This is a genomic window from Geodermatophilus africanus (genome assembly GCF_900107105.1).
Taxonomy (GTDB): domain Bacteria; phylum Actinomycetota; class Actinomycetes; order Mycobacteriales; family Geodermatophilaceae; genus Geodermatophilus; species Geodermatophilus africanus.
Map to the genome: position 1 here is coordinate 53314 of NZ_FNOT01000018.1, position 17470 is coordinate 70783.

At 75.8% G+C, this 17470-nt stretch carries 20 protein-coding genes and 1 pseudogene; 11 read left to right on the forward strand and 10 right to left on the reverse strand.

The features are described 5' to 3' along the window. Positions 1–66 precede the first annotated feature (66 nt). Complete coding sequence (locus tag BLW63_RS22455) at positions 67–2391, reverse strand: putative bifunctional diguanylate cyclase/phosphodiesterase (protein WP_091161212.1); 2325 nt, start codon at positions 2389–2391, stop codon at positions 67–69. A 154-nt stretch (positions 2392–2545) separates the two neighbouring features. On the opposite strand from BLW63_RS22455, the gene BLW63_RS22460 reads away from it, so the two are divergent. From BLW63_RS22460 to BLW63_RS22485, 6 genes are all read left to right on the forward strand, one after another. After that, the gene (locus BLW63_RS22460; RefSeq protein ID WP_211517236.1) at positions 2546–2941 is read left to right on the forward strand and encodes a TOBE domain-containing protein; all 396 of its coding nucleotides are present in this window, start codon (positions 2546–2548) and stop codon (positions 2939–2941) included. Between the two features lie 109 nt (positions 2942–3050). Beyond that, positions 3051–3836: a molybdate ABC transporter substrate-binding protein gene (gene modA, locus BLW63_RS22465; RefSeq protein ID WP_244522738.1), complete on the forward strand. Its 786-nt coding sequence runs from the start codon at positions 3051–3053 to the stop codon at positions 3834–3836. A gap of 79 nt (positions 3837–3915) precedes the next feature. Further along, positions 3916–4713: an ABC transporter permease gene (locus BLW63_RS22470; protein WP_244522739.1), complete on the forward strand. Its 798-nt coding sequence runs from the start codon at positions 3916–3918 to the stop codon at positions 4711–4713. Continuing rightward, entirely contained in the window at positions 4710–5762 is a 1053-nt protein-coding gene (locus tag BLW63_RS22475; RefSeq protein WP_091161220.1) for an ABC transporter ATP-binding protein, read from the forward strand. Before BLW63_RS22470 ends, BLW63_RS22475 begins: the two co-directional genes overlap by 4 nt. Positions 5763–5882: 120 nt before the next feature. Continuing rightward, positions 5883–6464: a nucleotidyltransferase family protein gene (locus BLW63_RS22480; protein ID WP_091161223.1), complete on the forward strand. Its 582-nt coding sequence runs from the start codon at positions 5883–5885 to the stop codon at positions 6462–6464. Beyond that, positions 6461–6871 (forward strand): molybdenum cofactor biosynthesis protein MoaE, encoded by a 411-nt coding sequence (locus BLW63_RS22485; protein WP_091161225.1) that lies wholly within the window; start codon positions 6461–6463, stop codon positions 6869–6871. The genes BLW63_RS22480 and BLW63_RS22485 overlap by 4 nt, the downstream gene beginning before the upstream one ends. Here the strand turns inward: BLW63_RS22485 and BLW63_RS22490 are convergent. The 6 genes from BLW63_RS22490 to BLW63_RS22515 form a co-directional block, all read right to left on the reverse strand. After that, entirely contained in the window at positions 6868–7197 is a 330-nt protein-coding gene (locus BLW63_RS22490) for a hypothetical protein (protein WP_091161228.1), read from the reverse strand. The two genes, BLW63_RS22485 and BLW63_RS22490, sit on opposite strands and share 4 nt — an antisense overlap. 186 nt (positions 7198–7383) lie before the next feature. Beyond that, positions 7384–7881, reverse strand: a complete 498-nt coding sequence (locus BLW63_RS22495) for a GAF domain-containing protein (RefSeq protein ID WP_091161269.1) — start codon at positions 7879–7881, stop codon at positions 7384–7386. Between the two features lie 52 nt (positions 7882–7933). Next, a complete protein-coding gene (locus tag BLW63_RS22500; protein ID WP_091161231.1) occupies positions 7934–8137 on the reverse strand; it encodes a hypothetical protein in 204 nt (67 codons plus the stop codon). Between the two features lie 124 nt (positions 8138–8261). Then, a complete protein-coding gene (locus BLW63_RS22505) occupies positions 8262–8504 on the reverse strand; it encodes a MoaD/ThiS family protein (RefSeq protein ID WP_091161234.1) in 243 nt (80 codons plus the stop codon). 5 nt (positions 8505–8509) lie between these two features. Beyond that, positions 8510–9562, reverse strand: a complete 1053-nt coding sequence (gene moaA, locus BLW63_RS22510) for a GTP 3',8-cyclase MoaA (protein WP_091161236.1) — start codon at positions 9560–9562, stop codon at positions 8510–8512. Positions 9563–9662: 100 nt separating this feature from the next. Then, positions 9663–10529 carry a hypothetical protein gene (locus BLW63_RS22515; protein WP_091161238.1) on the reverse strand — a complete coding sequence of 289 codons (867 nt, stop codon included), beginning with the start codon at positions 10527–10529 and terminating at the stop codon, positions 9663–9665. A 202-nt stretch (positions 10530–10731) separates the two neighbouring features. Between BLW63_RS22515 and BLW63_RS22520 the strand changes: the two genes are divergently transcribed. From BLW63_RS22520 to BLW63_RS22530, 4 genes and pseudogenes are all read left to right on the forward strand, one after another. Further along, complete coding sequence (locus BLW63_RS22520) at positions 10732–11952, forward strand: MFS transporter (RefSeq protein ID WP_091161241.1); 1221 nt, start codon at positions 10732–10734, stop codon at positions 11950–11952. A 112-nt stretch (positions 11953–12064) separates the two neighbouring features. Next, positions 12065–12256: pseudogene (locus BLW63_RS28195) on the forward strand (GNAT family N-acetyltransferase); the annotation flags it as partial. A gap of 68 nt (positions 12257–12324) precedes the next feature. Then, positions 12325–13122: a GNAT family N-acetyltransferase gene (locus BLW63_RS22525; protein ID WP_244522740.1), complete on the forward strand. Its 798-nt coding sequence runs from the start codon at positions 12325–12327 to the stop codon at positions 13120–13122. Between the two features lie 97 nt (positions 13123–13219). After that, positions 13220–14059, forward strand: a complete 840-nt coding sequence (locus tag BLW63_RS22530) for an aldo/keto reductase (protein ID WP_091161244.1) — start codon at positions 13220–13222, stop codon at positions 14057–14059. A gap of 62 nt (positions 14060–14121) precedes the next feature. On the opposite strand, the gene BLW63_RS26360 is transcribed toward BLW63_RS22530, so the two are convergent. From BLW63_RS26360 to BLW63_RS22540, 3 genes are all read right to left on the reverse strand, one after another. Beyond that, a complete protein-coding gene (locus BLW63_RS26360) occupies positions 14122–14502 on the reverse strand; it encodes a GntR family transcriptional regulator (RefSeq protein WP_139263719.1) in 381 nt (126 codons plus the stop codon). Then, positions 14499–15200 carry a hypothetical protein gene (locus BLW63_RS26365; RefSeq protein ID WP_139263721.1) on the reverse strand — a complete coding sequence of 234 codons (702 nt, stop codon included), beginning with the start codon at positions 15198–15200 and terminating at the stop codon, positions 14499–14501. The genes BLW63_RS26360 and BLW63_RS26365 overlap by 4 nt, the downstream gene beginning before the upstream one ends. A gap of 153 nt (positions 15201–15353) precedes the next feature. Then, positions 15354–16187, reverse strand: a complete 834-nt coding sequence (locus BLW63_RS22540) for a DUF3097 domain-containing protein (protein WP_244522741.1) — start codon at positions 16185–16187, stop codon at positions 15354–15356. A gap of 293 nt (positions 16188–16480) precedes the next feature. On the opposite strand from BLW63_RS22540, the gene BLW63_RS22545 reads away from it, so the two are divergent. Further along, a partial coding sequence (locus BLW63_RS22545) for a DUF2382 domain-containing protein (protein WP_091161247.1) occupies positions 16481–17470 on the forward strand: 990 nt, incomplete at its 3' end.

A 17470-nucleotide genomic window follows, 5' to 3' on the forward strand; every position in this document is an offset into this window, starting at 1 on the left:
CTCTCCCGGCGCTCGGACGCCGGCGGGACAGCGCTGTGCACGGCGGGTCGCCGTCCACAGGAGAGGTCACCTCGGACGACGCAGCCAGTCCCGCTCGATCTGCTCCCCGGTCGCCGGGCGGCTCAGGAGGAAGCCCTGGACCTGCGGGCACCCCAGCTCTTGGAGCCGCTGCAGCTGCTCCTGCGTCTCGACACCCTCGGCGGTGACGGTGGCGCCGAGGTGGCCGGCGAGCGCGAGCACGGCGGAGACGATCGCGTCGGTCGGGCGGTCGTCGGGCAGGCGCGCCACGAAGGAGCGGTCGAGCTTGAAGGCCTGCGGCGTCCGCTCGCGCAGGGCCGCGAAGCTCGAGTAGCCGGTGCCGAAGTCGTCCACGGCCAACGTGACGCCTGCGGCGGTGAACCGCTCCAGGGTCACGCGCGCCCCGGGTTCCATGGCGCAGGACTCGGTCATCTCCAGCTCGAGGGCGTCCGGGGGCAGCCCGACGCGGTCGAGCATCGCCAGCACGCGGGGGGCGAAGTCGGCGGGCAGCAGCTGACGGGTCGAGACGTTGACCGCCACGCGCGGGGCGGCGGCGCCGAAGGCCCCTCGCCACCGCGTGGCCTGCGTGCAGGCCTGCTCGAGCACCTGCATGCCGAGGTCGTGGATCAGCCCCGTCTCCTCGGCCGCGGTGATGAACTCCACCGGGAGCACGTCCCCGCGCTCGGCGTCGTGCCACCGGGCCAGCACCTCGACGGTCGTGAGTCGGCCGTCCGCCACCCGGACGATCGGCTGGTAGGCGACGGTCACCGCGCCGGCCTCGACCGCGCGACGCAGCGCGGCCCGCAGCCCCAGCCGGTCCCGGGTCTGCCGGCGCAGCGGCTCGTTGAACAGCTCGTAGCGGTGCCCCCCGTTCGCCTTGGCCCGCTGGAGGGCCATGTCGGCCGCCCGGAGCAGCTCCTCGCCGTGCCCGCCCTCGTCCGTCCCGGTCGGGCCCGCCCGCTCCTCGCGGAGCCGGGGGCCGGCCAGGCCCTCCCCGTCGGCGACCGCCACCCCGACGCTGACCGTCACGACGACCTCCCGGCCGTCGACGTCGTACGGCTCGGCCAGCGCGGCGAGCAGCCGCTCGGCCACCCCCGCCGCCTCCTCGACGCCGGTCACGCCGTCGAGCAGCACGGCCATCTCGTCCCCGCCGAGGCGGCTGACCAGGTCCGCGGGCCGCACCGCCGCCTCCAGCCGGCGCGCGACCGCCACGAGCAGCTCGTCGCCGGCGTCGTGGCCGAGCTGGTCGTTGACGCCCTTGAAGCCGTCCAGGTCGCAGTAGAGCACCGCGAACCGGGCACCCGGACTGCGCTCGGCCCGGTGCGCCGCGGCCTCCACCCGGTCCATCAGCAGCACCCGGTTGGCCAGCCCGGTGAGCGGGTCGTGGAGCGCCGCGTGCTCGGCGGCGGCGATGCTGGCCTGCCGGCCGGTGACCAGCGCGCCGAGGGTCAGCCCGGCCAGGGTGAGCGTGACCAGGCCGAGCTGGAGCCGCAGCGGACTCTCCACGACGTCCCGGCCGACCAGCGCCACGGCGACGGCGTTGGCGACCAGGACGGCGAACGCCGCCCGGGGCAGCCCGCCGCGGACGGCGATCCAGATCAGCGGCACGTACACGAGGTAGGCCAGGTCCAGCCCGCCGACGGACGGCTCGCCGTAGGCCAGGTACACCGTGAACAGCAGCAGGACGGCCTGCGCGACCGGCTCCAGCCGCTGGTCGAGCAGGCTGGCGACGAGCCGGCCGAGCCACCGCGGCCGCAGCGAGTCCACCCACGACGGGTGCCCGCGCCACCGGCCGAGCCGCACCGGGCCGGGGAGCGGCGGCCGGTCCCGCCAGAGCGCGGGCACCCGCCGGCTGGCGACGAGCAGGGCGGGCGCCAGCACCCCGACGCCCGTGGCGCGGCCGGACCAGAACCCGAGGACTCCCCGGAAGAGTTCCCCCCACGTCAGCAGCCCCGTGACGGTGTACTGCAGGACCTGGGCCACCGCGACGACCAGCGGCCCCGCGACCGCGGCCAGCCCCAGGAACCAGGCGACGTCACGCTGGCCGGGGAGCCGGGGGTCGATCCGGAGCCGCCGCAGCAGCAGCCAGGCCACGACCGTGTAGACGGCGGTGCTCAGCACCCCGCCGAGCCAGACGCTGACCCAGCTGACGGCCGGACTGCTCACCACCAGCCCGTGCAGCGGGTCGGTCAGCAGCAGCAGCGGGGCGTACCGCAGCCCGAACACCAGCAGCAGCGCGAAGCTCAGCCCGGTGGGGGGATACCAGAGCGACACCTCCTGCCGTGCCTGGAAGACGCTCGCGATGGCGTCGAGCCCCAGCCAGAGCGCCAGGTACACCACCGAGACGATCAACGGACCGCGCCACCGGCGCATGCTGGTCCCGCCCCCTCCTCCAGGCCGGCCGGACGGGTACCGGCTGGGTCCCTCCCGTGCCCCGAGTCCGTGGGCCTACACCCCGCGGCCGGACCGCGGGCCGGTCCCGGGCGTGCGAGGGGTCATGCGGGGCGCCTGCTCCTACGCTGCCCCGGTGACGACCAGCTACCGGATCGCCGAGGCCGCGGGCCTGCTCGGTGTCAGCGACGACACGGTGCGCCGGTGGATCGACAGCGGCCGGCTGCCCGCCTCCCGGGTCGGCGGCGGCCCCGCGCACGTCGACGGCGCCGACCTCGCCCGGCTCGCCACGCAGCTGCACGAGGCCCCCGAGCCCGGCACCACCCGCGGCTCCTCGGCGCGCAACCGGCTGACCGGCATCGTCACCCGGGTCGTCCGCGACACGGTGATGGCGCAGGTGGAGATCCAGGCCGGGCCGTTCCGGCTGGTGTCCCTCATGTCGCGCGAGGCGGCCGACGAGCTCGGGCTCGACGTCGGCGTCCGTGCCATCGCCACGGTCAAGGCCACCCAGGTCAGCGTCGACGTCCCCTGACCCGGCCGCAGCCGCGGAGCCCTGCCCGATCGGGTGGTCGCAGCTGCGGGCGATGACCGGGTACGGTTCCGCAGGCGCGGACCACGGTGGTTCGCCGTGGGGAGGTCTCGTGTCCCGGTGCGCTGTGCTCGGGACGGCGCTCGTGCTCCTGCTCGCCGGCTGCGGTGGGTCGGCCGACGGCGACGCGGCCGCGACGCCGAGCGACGACCCGGCCGGGCCGAGCGGCACGCTCACCGTCTTCGCCGCCGCCTCCCTCACCGACGTCTTCCCGGACCTCGGCGAGCGCCTCGAGGCCGATCACCCCGGCCTGGACGTGCAGTTCAACTTCGCCGGCAGCTCCGCGCTGGCCACGCAGATCACCCAGGGCGCCCCGGCGGACGTCTTCGCCAGCGCGAACGGGTCGCAGATGGCCGTCGTCACCGACGCCGGGCTGGCCGCCGGCGAGCCGCGGGTCTTCGCCGCCAACGTGCTGCAACTCGCCGTCCCGGCGGGCAACCCGGCCGGCGTCACCGGCCTGGCCGACCTCGCGCGGGAGGAGCTGGCGGTCGCCCTCTGCGCACCCCAGGTCCCCTGCGGCGCCGCCGCCGAGGACGTGCTCGCCGCCGCCGGCGTGACCGCCGCCCCGGACACGTTCGAGGAGGACGTGCGGGCCGCGCTGACCAAGGTGGAGCTCGGCGAGGTCGACGCCGCCCTGGTCTACAGGACCGACGTGACCGCGGCCGGGGACGCCGTCGAGGGCATCGATGTCCCGGAGGCCGAGCAGGCGGTCAACGACTACCCGGTCGCGGTGCTGGCCGACGCCCCGAACCCGGAGGCCGCCGCCGCCTTCGTCGAGCTGGTGCGGTCGGAGGAGGGACAGCAGGCGCTCGAGGACGCCGGCTTCCGGGTCCCGTGAGCGGACAGCGGCGTGAGCATCGCATCGAGCGCCAGCGAGCGAGGAGCGGAGCGCCGCGCGGGAGCGAACCGTGGGCACCGTGAGGCGCAGGGAGCCCGGCGTCCCCCTCCCGCTGCTGGTCCCGGCGGTCCTCGCCGTCGCCTTCCTCGTCCTCCCCCTGGCCGGCCTGGTGGTCCGGGCGCCCTGGGGCGAGCTCGGGTCGCAGCTGACCGGCCCGGCGGTCGGGCAGGCGCTGCGGCTCAGCCTCGTCTCCGCCACGGCCGCGACCGGGCTCTCCCTCGTGCTCGGCGTCCCCCTGGCCTGGGTGCTCGCCCGCTCCCGGGCCCGCGGCCGGTCGGTGCTGCGCGCGCTGGTCACCGTGCCGCTGGTGCTGCCCCCGGTCGTCGGCGGCGTCGCGCTGTTCCTCGTGCTGGGCCGCCAGGGCATCGTCGGCCGCTGGCTGGACCAGGCCCTCGACGTCACCATCCCGTTCACCACCACCGCGGTCGTCATCGCCGAGACCTTCGTGGCGATGCCGTTCCTGGTCATCAGCGTCGAGGGCGCGCTGCGGGCCGCCGACGCCCGCTTCGAGGACGCCGCCGCCACCCTCGGCGCCGACCGGTGGACGACGTTCCGCCGGGTCACCCTGCCGCTGGTCGCACCCGGCATCGCCGCCGGCGCGGTGCTCTGCTGGGCCCGCGCGCTCGGCGAGTTCGGCGCCACCATCACCTTCGCCGGCAACTTCCCGGGGACGACGCAGACGATGCCGCTCGCGGTCTACCTGGCGCTCCAGCAGGACCCCGACGCGGCGATCGTGCTCTCCCTCGTGCTGCTCGTCGTCTCCGTCGCCACGCTGCTGCTCCTCCGGGACCGCTGGCTCACGCGGGCCGTCCGGTGAGCCTGACCGCCGGCGTCCGGGTCGACCGCGGCCCGCTCACCGTCGAGCTCGGCCTGGAGGTGGCCGACGGCGAGGTGCTCGCCGTCCTGGGGCCCAACGGCGCCGGCAAGTCCACGCTGCTGCGCGTGCTGGCCGGGCTCCTGCCGCCCGACGACGGGCGGGTCGCCGTCGGCCCGGACACCTGGGACGACGTCCCCGCCGGCGTGCACGTCCCCGCCCACGAGCGCCCCCTGGGCATGGTCTTCCAGGACCACCTGCTCTTCCCGCACCTCTCGGTCACCGACAACGTCGCCTTCGGCCTGCGCACGCGCGGCATGCGCAAGCCCGCCGCCCGGGCCGCGGCCCGCGAGTGGTTGGCGCGGGTGGGCATCGCCGAGCTCGGCGACCGGCGGCCCGGCCGGCTCTCCGGGGGGCAGGCGCAGCGGGCGGCGCTGGCCCGCGCACTGGTGGGGCAGCCGGCACTGCTCCTGCTCGACGAGCCACTCTCCGCGCTGGACGCGCGCACCCGGCTGACCGTCCGCGCCGAGCTGCGCCGCCACCTCGCCGACTTCCCCGGCAGCACCGTGCTGGTCACCCACGACCCGGTCGACGCGATGGCGCTGGCCGACCGGGTGGTCGTCGTGGAGGAGGGCCGGGTCGTGCAGGCCGGGACGCCGGCCGACGTCAGCCGCCACCCCCGGACCGATTACGTCGCCCGGCTGGTCGGCCTCGCGCTGCTGCCCGGGGTGGGCGAGGGGACGACGGTGCACCTGGACGGCGGCGGCCGCGTCGCGGTGGCCGAGGAGACAGCGGGGCCGGTGTTCGTCGCCGTCCGCCCGGAGTCGGTGGCGCTGTGGACCAGCCGGCCGGAGGGCAGCCCGCGCAACGTCTGGCCGGCCCGGCTGGTGTCGGCCACCCCGCACGGGTCGACGGTGCGCTGCGAGCTCGACGGCGAGGTCCCGCTGGTCGCCGACGTCACCGCGACCGCCTTCGCGGAGCTGGGCCTGGCTCCCGGCACCCCGGTCTGGGCGTCGGTGAAGGCCTCCGACGTCGCCGTCTACGCACGCTGAGCCCGCCGACGACGATCAGCTCAGCTCACCGTCCCGGCTCCTGGCTCACTCCCAGTGGTGAGCCAGGACTGGGGACGACCAGCTCAGCTGATCGTCGGAGCGCGCTGAGAGGGTGGCGGGATGAGCACGGTCGCGGGACTGGTCCTCGCTGCGGGCGGCGGGCGGCGCTACGGCATGCCCAAGGCGCTCGTCGAGTACGAGGGCAGCCTGCTGGTGGAGCGGGCGGTGCGGACGGCGCGGGCGGTGTGCGACCCGGTGCTCGTCGTCCTCGGTGCGCAGGCGGTCGACGTCTGGAGGACGGCGGACCTCGACGGTGCCACCGTGTTGGCCAACCGCGACTGGGAGACCGGCATGGCCTCCTCGCTGCGGACCGGCCTCGACGGGCTGCGCGGCTGGCCCGGGAGGGTCGACGCCGCGCTGGTCACCCTGGTCGACCTGCCCGGCATGACGCCGGAGGCGCTGCGCGCCGTCGCCGCGCACGCCGCCCCGGACGCGCTGGCGGTCGCCACCTACGACGGCGTCCGCGGGCACCCGGTGCTGCTCGGCCGGGAGCACTGGGCGGGCGTCGCGGGGACGGTCACCGGCGACGAGGGCGCCCGCCGCTACCTCGCCGGCCGCGCCGTCACCGAGGTTGACTGCACCGGCCTGGCCGATCCGACCGACCTCGACGTGCCGCCCGGCGGGGTACCGTCGGCGCCGTGATCGCCCGGGTCGTCGATGCGCCGCTCTCCGTCGCCGAGCACGAGGACGCCGTCGCCGACAAGGCGGCCGGCGCGGTGGTGTCCTTCGCCGGCGTGGTCCGCGACCACGACGGCGGCCGCTCGGTCACCGAGCTCGAGTACGTGGGCCACCCGACCGCCGAGCAGGTGATCGTCGAGCTGGCCGAGGAGTTCGCCGCCCGGCCCGACGTGCACGCCGTCGCCGTCTCCCACCGGGTGGGCATGCTCGGCATCGGCGACGTCGCGCTGGCCTGCGCGGTCAGCACCTCGCACCGCGGGGACGCCTTCGCCGCCTGTGCCGAGCTCGTCGACCTGGTGAAGGAGCGGCTGCCGATCTGGAAGCGGCAGGTCTTCACCGACGGCGAGGAGGAGTGGGTCGCCTGCCCTTAAGGGCGCCGGGGCGCCAGCCGCGCCTCGACGATCTTCGTGGCGCCGGCGGCCCGCGCGGCGACGTCGCCGCTGCGCTGCCGCACCCGGTCGAGCATCTCGGTGTCGTTGAGCGGCATCGTGGCGACCAGCAGCTCGGCCTCGTCCAGCAGGGCCTGGTCGAGGACGGCGTCCACCAGGCGGGCGCCGGTGCCCACCGGCAGGTGACCGGACTCCACGTGCATCGCCGAGGCGACGACACCCGGTTCGCCGGTGCGGCGGATGTCGGCCTCGGCGAGCACACGGCCGTCGGCCTGCACCTGGACGACGGACAGGACGGATGGGGGCATGTGACGCCTCCACGACTCGGCGGGTGGTTCCGGCCCGGCAGACCGGCGGCGGCCCTCCTGTGGGCCTGCAACAGCGCGGCACTGCACCGTCACGGGACAGCCTCCCCTGCGCTCCGCGCGCCGGGGTAGGGACTTCGGTCCCGGCTCCGAGGAGGCCCACGGGCCGGAGGTGCCGGGCGAGGCCGGTCAGGCGCGTGGAGCCGCCGGCGGGTCGGACGGCGTCATGCCGGCGGCGATCAGCGTGCTCAGCAGGCGCGCCACCGTCTCGACCAGGGGCAGGTCGCGGGCGGCGCTGCGCGGCCGGGCGCGGAACCCGAAGGCGCAGAGCGTGCCGAACAGCTCGCCGTCCGTGGCGACCAGCGGAACGCCGATGTAGGCGCCGATCCGCGAGGCCGGCCCGGTCATGCGCTTGGCGAAGGCCGGCACGGCAGCGGTGACCGTGGCCGCGCGTGGGGCCTCCCCGGCGACCATGGCGCGGCAGAAGGTGTCCGCCCACGGCAGCCAGGTCCCGGGCCGGATCAGGTCGGGTGGGTGCGCGTGGAGCACGACCTGCCGGTCGTCCACGACGCGGGTCACCACCCACACGTCCCAGCCCAGGCGCTCGTGCAGTGACGCGAGCACCCCGCAGGTCGCGGCCGAGAAGTCGCCCCACGGGGCGACGTCCAGGACGGCGGGGGCGGCCATGCCCTCCATCGTCCTCGCTCCCTCCCCGTTCCGGTGCGCGACGGGGCGCAGCTCAGCGGACAGGAGCCGCTCCGTCGTCCGGGTCCCGCCGGGCGGCCTCGTCCCGCAGGGCGGCTTCCTCCTCGGCCTCGCCCTCCAGCCGGTGGGCCTCCCCGTGCAGCTGCGCGGCGGCGTCCCCGTGGGACTCGCCGTACACTTCCTCGGCTCGGCCGACCAGCTCCTCGACCTTGGCCTTGGCCCTGTCCCAGATGCTCATGCACCCATTCTCCGCCGAGCGCGCGGCGGCCGGTCGGCCCCCGTGCAGGAGAAGGACCCCGTCCTCCTCACCCTCGCGAGCTCGGGGCGAGCCTCGGGACGGGGCCGGGGGCAGGGACCTTCTCTCAGCCACCGGCGAAGGGCGGCAGCACGTCGACGACGGCGCCCGGTGCCAGCGCCAGCGACCGGTCCCGGGTCGAGGTGCCGTCGACGAGGAACGAGCAGGCGGTGAGCACCTTCTCCAGGCGCTCCCCGTGCGACGCCACGAGCTGCCCGACGAGCTCGTCGAGGGTGCCGGCGTCGCGGGTCTCGCTGTCCACGCCGGCGGCGGCGCGGGCCCCGGCGAAGTAGCGGACGGTGACGGGCACGGGCCTCAGCCGCCGATGGCCGACATCGGGCGGGCCGGCTGCAGGAAGCTGGGGTCGTCGATCCCGTGCCCGGGGAGCTTGCCGAGGGTGGCGATCCGCCAGCGGTCGGCCAGCTCCTCGTCGGTGGCGCCGTCGCGCATCGGCGTCCGCAGGTCGGACTCCTCGCGGGCGAACAGGCAGTTGCGCACCTGGCCGTCGGCGGTCAGCCGGGTGCGGTCGCAGCTGCCGCAGAAGGAGCGGGTCACCGAGGCGATGACGCCGACGGTCGCGGGGCCGCCGTCCACCAGCCAGCGCTCGGCCGGCGCGGAGCCGCGCTCCTCGGTGTCCGGGGTGAGGGTGTGCGCCGCCGAGAGGCGCTCGAGGATGTCCTCCGCGGTGACCATCTCGCCGCGGGTCCAGGCGTGGTGGGCGTCCAGCGGCATCTGCTCGATGAAGCGCAGCTGGTAGCCGTGCTCCAGGCAGAAGTCCAGCAGCGGGACGGCGTCCTCCTCGTTCAGCCCGCGCAGCAGGACGGCGTTGACCTTGACCGGCGTGAGCCCGGCGCGCTGGGCGGCGGCCAGGCCGGCGAGGACGTCGTCGAGGCGGTCGCGGTGGGTGAGCTGCGTGAACCGGTCGCGGTCGACGGTGTCGAGGCTGCAGTTGATCCGGTCGAGGCCGGCGGCGGCCAGCGCGGGGGCGACGCGGGCCAGGCCGATCGCGTTGGTCGTCAGGCTGACCTCGGGGCGGGGCTGCAGCGCGGTGGCAGCCGCGACGATGCCGACCAGGCCCGGGCGCAGCAGCGGCTCCCCGCCGGTGAAGCGGACCTCGCGGATGCCCAGCTGCTCGACGCCGATGCGGACCAGCCGGGCGATCTCCTCGTCGGTGAGCACCTCGACCTTGGGCAGCCAGTCGAGGCCCTCGGGCGGCATGCAGTAGGTGCAGCGCAGGTTGCACCGGTCGGTCAGTGACACCCGCAGGTCGGTCGCCACCCGGCCGTGCCGGTCTACGAGCCCGCCCGTGCCGGGGGCGGGGTCCGGACGGCGGACTCCCGGGTGGGGGAGCGGGCTGGTCGAGGTCACCCCCCGAATGTAGTGCGCGGGAGCGCCGGTGCGCCCCTGCCCGGACGGGCGGTGGGGGGTGACCGGAGCTCCGGTCGCCCCCCACCGGGGGAGTGCTGGGTCAGCCGATCGGGGTCGGGTCGACCGGGTCCGGCGGCACCGGCACCGAGCCCTGGATCCGGTTGCGGGCCTGGCAGTCGGTGGTGCAGTTGGTCGCGCCGGCCGACAGCTCGATCGAGTCCTCGCCGAGGACGCCGCCCATGCGACCGCCCGAGGCGACCGACCAGCGGGTCGTCGTCCCGTCCTGGTACGTCTTGGTGGCCACCTGGGGGCTGTCCTTGCCGAGCAGCATGTGGTGCGTCGCGTCGCCGGGGACGCCGTCCCCGAAGTTGACCTTGCCGGTGTACTCGTTGACGAAGTAGAAGAGCGTCGGGCCGAGGGTGTGCACGTACTCGACGGCGGTGCCGAACTCCTGCTCCATCTGGAAGATGCCGCCCTGCGGCGCGTCCTTGGCCTGGACCTTGAGCTTGCCCGCGGCGGTGGTGAACTCGGCGACCAGGACGCCGTCGCGCAGCCGCAGCTCGCCGATCCGCACGCTGCGCAGCTGGGCCGCGGTGAGCTGCGGCACCTTCGAGGCGAAGACGACGGTCGGGGCGGGAACCATCCGCTGGGCGTCCGGCGCGCCGGTGAGCGTGTAGTCGTACACCCCGAGGGTGGCGGGGTCGATCCTGAAGGTCACGTGCCGGCCGCGGACGGCGATCGATCCGGTCGGGGTGACGTCGCGCAGCCGGGCCTCGGAGCCGGGAGCCGGGTTGGTCGTGCGGCCGTTGACGGTGACGGCGAAGTCGCCGGCGGTGGCCGTGGTGCCGCCGCCGTCCTCGGTGCCGGTGGGGTCGTCGCCCTTGGCCGCGGCGGTGCCGGGGGCGAGCAGGACGGTGAGGCCGAGCAGGAGGGCCAGCAGGCGGCGCGGGCGGGGAGTTGCGGACACGGGGCTCCTTCGACGGGGACGCGGTGCGTGTGCGACCGCTCACAGAGGGTGTATGAACCGTCAAGTACCCGACCGGAGGCGCGCCGGGCCGGCCGAAATGCGACGGCGGGGCGCGGGAGTCCGTTGCTACCGTCGCGAGGCCACCCGAGAGACCGGCGGGCAGCCCCGCACTCGCCTGTGGCCAGGAAGCGCGAGACGTCCCGTGTCACCCCGCACCGTGTTCGGCCCCTACGCCCGCCTCCTCGCCGTCCCCGGCTCGCTGGCGTTCTCCTTCGCCGGGTGGGTCGCCCGGCTGCCCATCCCCATGCTCGGTCTGGGGGCGGTCCTGCTCGTCGCCGGGGAGACCGGCAGCTACGGCCTGGCCGGCGCCGTCTCCGGCACGCTGGCGCTGAGCTTCTCGCTGGCCAGCCCGCAGTGGGCGCGCGCCATGGACCGCCGGGGGCAGGGCGCCGTGCTGCGCTGGGCGATGACCGGCTACGTGCTCTCCGGCTACGGCTTCGTCGCCGCGGTGACCCTCGGCGCGCCCCGGTGGAGCTGGTTCGTGCTGGCCGCGCTGTGCGGGGCGAGCGGGCCCAACATCGGGTCCCTGGTGCGGGCCCGCTGGGCCGAGGCGCTGGCCGAGCCGGGCCGCCGGCAGACCGCCTTCGCGCTGGAGGCCGTCGTCGACGAGGTCGTCTTCGTCGTCGGCCCGCCGCTGGTGACCCTGCTGGCCACGCTGGTCGCCCCGCCGGTCGGCTTCCTCACCGGCATCACGCTGGGCGCCGTCGGCGGCTTCTGGCTGGCCCGGCAGCGCGCCACCGAGCCCGCCGTCCAACCGGCCGACCCCGGCGCGCCGGCCAGCCGGTGGGCCGCGCTCAACGCGACGGTGCTGGTCGTCGCCGGCACCTACGCGGCGGTCGGCACCGTGTTCGGGGCGATGGACGTCGTCGTGGTGGGCTTCGCCGACGAGGAGGGTGCGCCCGTGCTGGCCGGGGTGGCGCTGGCCGTCTACGCGTTCGGCAGCCTCGTGGCGGGTCTCGTCTACGGCGTCGCGCGGCTGCCCGGGACGCTCGCCGCCCGGTTCGTGGTCACGGCCGTCGCCTTCGGTCTCGCCGCGCAGCTGCTCTGGGGCGTCGGCTCGCTGGCGGTGCTGGTGGCCGCCGGCTTCCTCGCCGGCACCGCCATCGCCCCGGTGCTGGTCTCGGGCACGTCCCTGGTCGAGTCGCGGGTCCCGCGCACCGCACTGACCGAGGCGTTGTCGTGGACCACCACCGGGCTGACCCTCGGTGTCACGGCCGGGTCCGCGCTGGCCGGCGCCGCCGTCGACGCCTGGGGTGCGGAGTCCGCCTTCGCCGTCCCGGCCGGGGCCGCGGCGCTCGCGGCCCTGCTCGCACTGGCCGGCGCGCCGCTGCTGCGTCCCCGCCGGGTCGCGGTGCCGGCATGAGCCCGACCGTGCGGCCGCTGGCCGACGAGCTGCCCGCCGCGTGGGAGCTGGGCCGGCTGGCCTTCGCGGGCCCGCCACGCCGCCGGAGTGGGCGCTGCGGCCGGTCGACGGCGTGCTGCGGCTGGGCGCGTTCGACGAGTGCGGCCGGCTGGTCGGCAAGGCCACCGACACCGGCCACCGGCAGACGTGGGGCGGCCGGGCGGTGGCGACGGCGGACGTCGGCGGGGTCGCCGTCCTGCCCGAGCACCGCGGCGGCGGGGTGGCCCGGGCGCTGCTCACCGACCTGCTGGCCCGCGCCCGGGAGCGGGGCACCGCGGTCAGCGCGCTCTACCCGACCGTGTCGGCGGTCTACCGGCGCTGGGGTGGGAGGTCGTGGGCGCGCTGCAGCGGGTGGAGCTCGACACCGCCTCGCTGCCGTCGGCCCCGGCGCCCGGCGTCTCCGTGCGCCCGGGCGAGCCGGCCGACCTGGCCGTCGTCGGCGCGCTGTACGAGACGCCCGCCCGCCCGCGCGCCGCCCTCACCCGCCGCGGCGGCGCCTTCGACCTGCCGCACGAGGGCCGGTGGCCCGACGGGGTGGACGGGCTCACGGTCGCCGAGCAGGATGGGGTCCCCACCGGCGCCCTGGTGTACGAGCGCGGGACCGGCTACGGGGCCGAGGCGCGGCTGACCGTGCACGACCTGCTCGCGGTCACCGCCGAGGCGGCGCGGGCGCTGGTCGGCGTGCTGGCCGGCTGGCGCACCGTGACCCGCACCGTCCGGCTGCCGTTGCTGGCCGGCGACGCGGCGTCGGGCCTGCTGCCGGTCGAGCGCGCGACGGCCGGCGGAGCGACAGCGTTCATGCACCGGCCGGTCGACGTGGTGCGCGCCGTCGCCGACCGCGGCTGGCCGGGGCACGTGCGCGGCCGGGTGGCGTTCACGTTGCTCGACCCGGTCGTCACGGGGAACACCGGACCGTGGGAGCTGGAGCTGGCCGACGGTGCGGGGAAGCTGCGCCGTCCCGACCGGGAGCCGGGGCTGAGCAAGGACCCCGTCCTCCTCAGTCCTGGCAGGCTCGGGCTGAGCCTCTGGACGGGGCCGAGTGATGCGGGCCTGGGGTCCGGCCCGGACGACCCGGCCGCGCTCGACCTGCTCGCCTGCGGACCGCGGGCCGAGCTGCTCGACTACTTCTAGGCCGGTTGAGCGGCGGGCTCCCGGGTAGGCGGTGGACGGCAGGTTGTGCGCCATCTGATGCGCGCGACGCCCCCCGTCCGGACTCGAGAGGAGCCCCGTGGCCACCGTGCCCACGATCCGCCTCAACAACGGCGTCGAGATCCCGCAGCTCGGCTTCGGCGTCTACCAGGTGCCGCCGGAGGACACCGCCGACGCCGTCTCCACCGCCCTGGAGATCGGCTACCGACACATCGACACCGCCGAGATGTACGGCAACGAGAAGGGCGTCGGCGAGGCCGTCGCGAGCTCCGGCATCGACCGCGGCGAGGTCTTCGTGACCAGCAAGCTGAACAACGGCTTCCACCGCCGGGACGACGCGCTGCGCGCCTTCGACCAGTCGCTGGGCGACCTCGGCCTCGAGTACCTCGACCTGTTCCTCGTCCACTGGCCCCTGCCGGGGATCGACGTGGACTACGTCGAGACCTGGAAGGCGATGGAGGAGATCTACGCCAGCGGCCGCTGCCGCGCGATCGGCGTCTCCAACTTCCAGGCCCACCACCTGCGCCGGCTCTTCGCCGAGACCGAGGTGCGCCCGGCGGTCAACCAGATCGAAGTGCACCCCTACCTGGCGCAGGAGGAGCTGCGGGCGTTCGACGCCGACCACGAGATCGTCACCGAGGCCTGGTCGCCGATCGCGCAGGGCAAGGTCCTCGGCGACCCGGTCGTGCAGCGCGTGGCCGAGCGCCACGGCCGGACGCCGGCGCAGGTCGTGCTGCGGTGGCACGTGCAGCGCGGCGACGTCGTCTTCCCGAAGTCGGTCTCCCGTGAGCGCATGCAGGAGAACTTCGCGCTGTTCGACTTCGCACTCGACGGCGACGCCATGGGCGACCTGTCCGCTCTCGACCGCGGCGAGCGCACCGGCCCCGACCCGGACACCTTCAACTACATCCCCGGCTGAAAGAGGGCCCCTCTGCCTCCCGCCACTCGCAGGCTCGCGGCGGGACCCTGCAGAGGGGCCACTCAGCGGGCGCGGGCCAGCGCCGCACGCACGATGCGCAGGATCCCCTCGTCGTCCACGCCCGACGCCCGGGCCGCGACGACGAGGTCGGCCGCGAGAGCGTGCAGCCGCGCCTCGGCCGGCGCTGCCCGCCCGCCGGTGACGACCGTCCCGGTGCGCCGCCGGCTGGTCACGAGCCCCGCGGCCTCCAGCTCGGCGTAGGCGCGGGCCACGGTGCCGGTGGCGACGCCGAGGTCGGCGGCGAGCGCGCGCATGGTGGGCAGCCGGGTGCCCGCGGCGAGCAGCCCCGCGTCGACGTAGGCGGCGATCTGGCTGCGGATCTGCTCGTACGGCGGCGTCGCGGCCCGGACGTCGACGGTGATGTCGAACGCGGTCCCGGTCACGCCGGGACGGCGGGCTCGTCGGCCGGCACCCGGGGCGCCCGGACGCACAGCACCACCGCGGCCACCAGCAGGGCCGCCTCCACGCGGTCGTCCCCGGTGGCGACGGCGGGCCGGTTCGCGACCACCCACAGCGCGGCCGCCGTGACGGCGGCGAGCGCCAGCAGCCCGAGGGCCGCCGGCCGGCCGTAGACGGGCCCGGCGAACGGGCCGGCGGTCGCGCCGACCAACCGGTCCGCGAGGGCGTAGCTGCGGCCGTCGGGAGCCGCGAGCAGCGCGCCTCCGGCGAGGGTGAGGACTGCGGCCGCGCCGGCGACGGCCGCCGTCCGGACCAGCCGGCGGGGTGCGGCGTCGAGCAGTCCCCGCCGCACCAGCCGGGCGCGGCGCACCGCGCCCTCGGGGCGGGGCCAGGTCAGCTCGGCGACCCCCAGCACCGCGGTGTGCCCGATCCCGAAGGCGATCGGTACCAGGAGTGCGGTGACCCCGAGGTCCCCCGCCCCGGTGGCGTCCTCGAGGCGGCCGGTGCCGGTCCACAGGGCAGCGGCGGCACCGAGGACGACCGCGGCCGCCGAGCCGAGCCGGGCGTGCGCCCGTGCGGCGGCGACGGTGTGCTCGCGGCTGGGCGGCGAGCGCCGCAGGACGCCGGTGACGACGAGGGCCGCCATCCCGGCGAGGACCGGCAGCAGCACGAGCACGCTCACCACGGCACCCCATTCTCACTCATTGACTCGAGGGATTGAGACAATGGCAGGGCGACGGCGGCCCCACAAGGATCGGGACGGCGCTGACCGGCGGGTCGTCGTGGTGTCGGCGCCCGGGAGGCCACGCCGACCCGCCGCTCGCGTCGCGGGAGGTCAGTTCGTCGTGACGAAGTCGATGAGCTCCTCGACGCGGCCGATCAGGGCCGGTTCCAGGTCGGTCCAGGTGCGCACCCGGGCGAGGATGCGCTGCGCCCACACGTAGCCGGTGTCGTCCTCCCAGCCCAGCCGGCGGCAGACGCCGTCCTTCCACGACTCGCCCTTGGGCACGGTCGGCCAGGCCCGGATGCCGACGACCGACGGCTTGACGGCCTGCCAGATGTCGATGAAGGGGTGGCCGACGACGAGGGCGTGCGCGCCGGTCACCTGTGCGGCGATGCGGGACTCCTTGGAACCGGTCACCAGGTGGTCGACCAGCACCCCGAGCCGCCGTCCGGACGACGGGCGGAAGTCGCGCACGATGCCGGGCAGGTCGTCGACCCCGTGCAGCGGCTCGACGACGACGCCCTCGATGCGCAGGTCGTGGCCCCAGACCTTCTCGACCAGCTCGGCGTCGTGCTTGCCCTCGACGTAGATGCGCCCCTCGCGGGCCACCCGGGCGCGGGCGCCGGTCAGGTAGGTCGAGCCCGACGCGCTGCGGGTCGGGAGGACCGGCGCCTGCGGCCTCGGCCGCACCAGCACGACCGGTCGGCCGTCGACCCAGAAGCCGGGCCCCAGCGGATAGGCGCGGACCTTCCCGAATCGGTCCTCGAGGTGGACGACGTCCTTCTCGCAGCGCACCACGGCACCCACGAACCCCGAGCTCGGGTCCTCCACGACGAGGTCGCGCTCGGCCTCGACCTGCGGGGTCGGCTTCTTCACGGTGCGCGGGTGCACCAGGTCGTCGTACGGCGAGCGGGGAGGCACGCCCTCCAGGATGGGCACGCGCACCGTCGCCGAGGGGACCGACGCGCCGGGGCGGGACAAGGTGCGACACGCCCGACCCGACCGATGTGACGCACCGTCACGATCGGTTGCGCCGCCGCGTCGGCTGGTGTGGCGTCGGACACACCTGTGTGAGCTGCGCGGATGCTGCACACGACCGCTCACGGGATCTCGGAGCGGCCGAGTGTCACCACCGGTCGGTCGGGTCGCGACGATCGCGGCCGTTTCGTGATCCGCCGGACGGTCACCCCTGTGATCGACAGGGGACACACACCAGTTCGGATGGGGTGACAGCCACCATGATCGGCACCGATGCCATCAGCCGTGTGATCGGCAAGGACGTCTACGACCAGAGCGGTGACAAGATCGGCTCGGCCGCGGAGGTCTACCTCGACGACGACAGTGGCCAGCCGGAGTGGGTGACCGTCCGCACCGGCCTGTTCGGCACCAAGGAGTCCTTCGTCCCGCTGCGGGACGCCGACCTGACCGACGAGGGCCTGCGCGTACCGGTGAGCAAGAGCCAGGTCAAGGACGCCCCCCGGGTCGACACCGACGGGCACCTGTCGCCGCAGGAGGAGCAGGAGCTCTACCGCTACTACGGCCTCGGCTCCGGCCAGGGCGGGACGACCGACGTCGCCACGGGCCGGGGCGACAGTGACCGGACGGCGGTCATGGACCCCTCGACGACGACCGGGACCGCCGGGATGGCCGGCGGCGGGACCAGGGACGTCGTCGATCCCACGACGACGACCGGGACCGCCGGGATGACCGGAGGCGACACGAGGGACGTCATCGACCCCTCGACCCCGACCCAGAGCAGGGGGATGACCGGCGGCGGGACGAGGGATGTCGTCGACCCCTCGACCCCGACCGAGACCTCGGGGGTGGCCGCCGGGACCACCGGGATGGGCGCCGGGACCACCGGCCGCACCGACCGTGACGGGGACGGCGTCTACGACGACGTCGCCGACCGGGCGGTGGGTCGCGACACCTCCGGCCCCACCACCGACGACGCGATGACCCGCTCCGAGGAGCGCCTGAACGTGGGCACCCGCAGCGAGGAGGTCGGCCGGGCCCGGCTGCGCAAGTACGTCGTCACCGAGAACGTCTCCGAGACCGTGCCGGTGTCGCGCGAGGAGGTCCGGGTCGAGCGCGAGCCGATCACCGACGCCAACGTCGGCAACGCCATGGACGGCCCGGCGATCTCCGAGGAGGAGCACGAGGTCACCCTGCGCGCCGAGCGCCCGGTGGTGGAGAAGGAGGCCGTGCCGGTCGAGCGGATCCGCCTG